Genomic DNA, 3,838 nt, shown 5'->3' on the forward strand with positions numbered 1-3,838 from the left:
GCAGAACGTCCGGATGAAATTGACCGCGCACGTGCAGAGCGTGCAAAGCAGCGTGCAGAAGAGCGTCTGCGCCAGCAGCAGAGCATTCAGGAGTACTATCACTCCAAGGCAGCTCTGGCGCGTGCGATGGCACGTTTGAAAGCATCCGGAAAATAAACTTGCTTATCTCTCTTCTCTTAAATAAACAAAGACCGAAGCTGTCTATTACAGATAGCTTCGGTCTTGTTTTTTGTTTTGAACTTACTGTTGACTTGCCCGCGACATCTCTTTCCAATTTCGCAGAAGAAACACAATCGCCATGATGCCAACGAACAAACTGGACACAGGACCCGCGTACAAAATACCATCAATACCGAAAATCTTGCCCAAAATCAGCATCGCTGGGATCTGAATAATAATCTGGCGGAACATAACCAGAGCGGCCGCAGAACCCGCCTTGCCGACAGACTGCAAATACGAACTGCCAACCATCTGAAAGCTGTCCAAGGTAATGAGCAGCAGGAAAATTTTCAGGCATTTGACGGAAAATTCATTATACAGTGCATCAGAAGAACCAAAGATCTGAATGATGCTCATCGGTGCCAGCTGGAACCAAATCGTAGCGACCAGCATAATCGTAAACGCAATAACCAGCAGCATTTTTAGAACGGTTTTCACACGTGAATACGCCTGGCTGCCATAATTATAACTGATAATCGGCTGCGCACCGGAAGACAAACCGGTAATGGCATTGAGCAGCAGCGTGAACACCTTCATTGTGACACCGAGGGCGGTCAGTGGAATCTCTGCGCCATATTTACTCATTGCGCCGTATTTGACCAGCAGATTATTCTGGAAAAACAGCACACAGACAATCGCAAGCTGCGTCACCAGACTGGATGTGCCCATCTTACACAGACGCGGAATGTAGCTGCAGCAGCCGGAAAACGAGCTTTTTTTGAGCTGCACCGACTGATTTTTACAGATAAAATACCAGACGCAAATCAGCGAGCTGACAAGCTGACCGGTAACTGTCGCAATGGCCGCGCCCTTGACGCCCCAATGGAAAACAAAAATCGTCAGCGGGTCACCAATCATATTGATGACAAAGCCCGCCAGCATACTCATCATGGCAATGCGCGGGCTGCCATCCGCACGCACCATGCTCATGGCGCCCCACGAGAACACATTGACACAAGTGCCTGCAACAATAATCCGGCCGTAATCCATCGCATACGGCAAAATCGCTTCCGTCGCACCGAACACATGACACAGCGGTTCCAAGAAAATCGACAGAATAACACTCAGCGCAATACTCGCTGTGAGCAGTGCCAGCAGACCGCCTGCCATGCCCTTTTCCGCCCGTTCCTGCTCATGTACGCCGAGCTTTAAGTTGACATAGCTCGCCGTTCCGTCGCCAATCATCAAACCGATGGCAATCGCGAGCTGCGTCAGCGGAAAGATGACATTCGTCGCGCCGTTGCCCAAGTAGCCAACGCCGTTGCCGATGAAAATTTGATCCACCATGTTATACAGCGCATTGAGCACCCAAGAAATAATGCTCGGCACGGAAAACGCCAGCAGCAATTTGCTGATTTTATCCGTGCCCAAATTCAACGTCTGATTCATGTAGATTCCTCCTATGATATACAGATATTCTAATTAGTTATCTAAGTATTGTTCGCAATAAAAACCTGTACTCGCATGAGACTACAGGTTTTCTATCATTTGCTTTGTGACTTTCAGCCATTCTTTCTGCTGCTCCGGCGAAATGCCGTCTAGCAGCTGCGCTTCCAGTTCCTGCACATCGCGCAAAACATGTTCTTTGTGTCGCAGGGCTTTCTCGCTCGGCACGATCTTTTTCAATCTGCCGTCATACGGAACAGACTCCCGCGCAATCAGCCCATCCTCTTCTAATTTCTTGACCAGTGCGCTGGCAGATGATGGCCGCATCCCGAACTCTTCTTCCAAATCTTTTTGGAACAAGTCGCTGTCCGCATGAGCCAAGATAAAATGCAAAGCCTTTCCCTCCGAACCGCTGTACTCTCCGCGGAAAGCCAGCGCGTCCAGTTGGCGTCGGAAGCGATTGGCAAGAATACCGATATATCGTGACATGTGTTCATCTTTTACCATGATTTTCCCTCTAACTAATTAGTTATCTAAGTATAGCACGCCATACATCACTTGTCAACGAATCCGGACAGAAAAACAGGCACCATGGATTTACACGGTGCCTGCTTGGATGCTATTCCTTTTTACTGCTGGACAGCGACCGGAGACTTGGTAATCTTGCCGTCTACGGTGCAAGAGATTTCACCAGAAATCGTACCGGATTCAATCTTTTCCATCTTTTCGCCTACGTAGAACGTGTAGGTCATGTTCAAGCCGCGAAGCGTCACGGTGTTGTTCTCATCAACCATGATTTTGGTGAAGTTGCTGCCAGATACTCGAACCGAGCCGGAAACGTCGCCGCGCGTCACGGTAACATTCTCTCGTTCGCCCTTCTTGGTCGGAATCAGGGTAATGTTCTTCGTCAGCGGTGTGTACAGCTCTGCGGTGGTATGGATTTTTCCATCTTCCGGATCAACCATGCCGTTGGCCTCCCAATGGAAACCAGCAACCTTCAGGCTGCCATTCTGCTTCTCCTGCCAAGATTCCTGCGCACCATTCTCGATTCTGTAATCGCTGTTTCTGTCAAATTGCAGATGAATGGTATCATCGCCCAAAATTACATTATAAGAAAATGCGATCTGTGCGAACTGCTCTCTGGTGATAACGCCGTGCGGTGCCAGCTTGTTGTCGCCCACGCCGGACACAATACGCTTGCTCACAGCCCAATCCATTGCTTCCTTCGCATAATCGGCAATCTCTGCGCTGTCAGAATATTCGGTATACTTTCCGTTAACCGTCATATCCTTTGCCTGCTTCTGCGCGAAATTCCGCAGAATAACAACCGCATCCTGTCTGCTGATGCTCTGCAGCGGTGCAAACTGATTGTTGCCTACGCCGGAAACCACGCCGTTTTCCTTCGCCCAAGCAACAGCCTTTGCATACCATGCATCGCGCGGCACATCATCAAAGCTGGAAAGATCAGATACTTCCGGTCTGCCAACCTTGTTGTACAAAATCTGTGCTGCCATCGCGCGATTCAACTCGCTCTTCTGGTCGAAAATTTTCTCCGATACGCCGTTCATCAGACCCTTGTCCGACACATAGTCAATCGCCTTGGCAGACCAATCTGTGTCTTTCACGTCATCAAAGCTCAGCGCATACGCAGGAAGCGCGGTTCCTGCCGCCAGTGCAGCGGTCAACGCAACCGCAGCTGTACGCTTTTTCCAAGTGGTTTTCATTTTCATGTTAAAACATCCTTTCGTTTTATCTAAGAGGCAAATATTTACCCCTCTATTAATATGACAACTCAGCAACCCGATTTGCAACAGGTTTTCCAAAATTTTTTTAATTTTTTTCAGTAAACGGACACATTTGAGTATACTGTCGAATTATCGACCAGTACATTTTTAGAGTTGTAGACCTTTGCGTTCAATATGACTCGATACTTATATCCACTCGAAATAGCATAGTTTTTGCTTAAACTTGAACGCGTTCCTGTCCATGTTTTAATCGTTGACCATGAGGTTGTACTTTTAGGACTCCTCTGCAACGTTAATACCAACGAAGCTGTATACCCTGATTTCAAGGAAACGCTTCCACTGCATTTGGCATTTCCATTCAACGTGTTCAGAAAGCAACTCATGTCTTGTATACCAACATATTGTAAATCCACAGATTTCTCTATATGTTCTTCCGTATCATATGCACTTACCGGCATACTCGTCCCTGCGAGAACCCCTGCAATTCC

General features: G+C 48.0%; 4 protein-coding genes. 1 reads left to right on the forward strand and 3 read right to left on the reverse strand.

Annotated elements, in window-relative coordinates; translation table 11 throughout:
• Positions 1 to 156, forward strand: a 156-nt coding sequence (locus tag ACR0P9_RS08810; RefSeq protein WP_432619297.1) for an ATP synthase delta/epsilon chain alpha-helix domain-containing protein, incomplete at its 5' end; no start/stop codon positions are given.
• An 84-nt stretch (positions 157 to 240) separates the two neighbouring features.
• On the opposite strand, the gene ACR0P9_RS08815 is transcribed toward ACR0P9_RS08810, so the two are convergent.
• From ACR0P9_RS08815 to ACR0P9_RS08825, 3 genes are all read right to left on the reverse strand, one after another.
• On the reverse strand, positions 241 to 1,608 hold the full coding sequence (locus tag ACR0P9_RS08815) for an MATE family efflux transporter (protein ID WP_432619291.1): 1,368 nt from the start codon (positions 1,606 to 1,608) through the stop codon (positions 241 to 243).
• Positions 1,609 to 1,689: 81 nt separating this feature from the next.
• On the reverse strand, positions 1,690 to 2,112 hold the full coding sequence (locus ACR0P9_RS08820) for a MarR family winged helix-turn-helix transcriptional regulator (RefSeq protein WP_432619293.1): 423 nt from the start codon (positions 2,110 to 2,112) through the stop codon (positions 1,690 to 1,692).
• Between the two features lie 122 nt (positions 2,113 to 2,234).
• Positions 2,235 to 3,335, reverse strand: coding sequence for an S-layer homology domain-containing protein (locus ACR0P9_RS08825; protein WP_432619295.1), 1,101 nt, complete (start codon positions 3,333 to 3,335; stop codon positions 2,235 to 2,237).
• Between the last annotated feature and the right edge of the window lie 503 nt (positions 3,336 to 3,838).

The sequence above is a fragment of the Butyricicoccus sp. genome, assembly GCF_050872565.1.
GTDB lineage: Bacteria > Bacillota > Clostridia > Oscillospirales > Butyricicoccaceae > Butyricicoccus_A.